Below are 653 nucleotides of genomic sequence, written 5' to 3' on the forward strand. Positions count from 1 at the left end.
AGAGCCGAAATTACTCGTTCATGAAATTTTAAAATTTGCCTGACTTTCTATTACACAAAACGCATGCAATTGTACTAAAGCACTGCATGCATTTTTGTTTAAGCTTTTTGATTATTAAATTTAAAGCAGTTGGATAAAAATTAAATTTAAAAAGATTAAAACCCCAACCCAGCTTAAGCTAGGTTGGAATTTATGAGGATTGATGAAGTAGTTTGATTAAAATTTATTCTTTCTTACTTCACTTACTATTGTCTTAGCCATGTTATCAACATCGCTTGTTACTTCATTGGCTTTATTGGCAATTACAACATTCTCTTTTGTTAGGTGATCTATTTGAGCAACTGATTGATTTATCATATTGATTCCTTCACTTTGCTCTTTAATTGATTCACTCATCTCATTTATTGATTGAGCTAATACATTTGTATTTGCCTCTATCTCTCCTAGAGATTTTTGAGTTCTCTCAGCTAGCTTTCTAACTTCATCAGCAACAACTGCAAATCCTCTACCATGCTCTCCTGCTCTGGCTGCTTCTATTGCAGCATTAAGAGCTAGAAGGTTTGTTTGATCTGCTATATCTCTAATGATAGTTATGATGTTTTTAATTTCATCACTTTGTCTTATGACATCAGCTGTCTTTTGAGAGATAGCAT

Annotated in this window: 1 protein-coding gene; it reads right to left on the bottom strand. The window is 32.6% G+C overall.

Going from position 1 to position 653, the window contains the following annotated elements:
- Positions 1-216: 216 nt before the first annotated feature.
- The coding region (locus CYP26_RS07630) for a methyl-accepting chemotaxis protein (protein WP_258031453.1) at positions 217-653 on the bottom strand (437 nt) is incomplete at its 5' end.

Source organism: Campylobacter concisus (assembly GCF_002913225.1).
In the GTDB taxonomy this organism is placed as follows: Bacteria; Campylobacterota; Campylobacteria; order Campylobacterales; family Campylobacteraceae; genus Campylobacter_A; species Campylobacter_A concisus_J.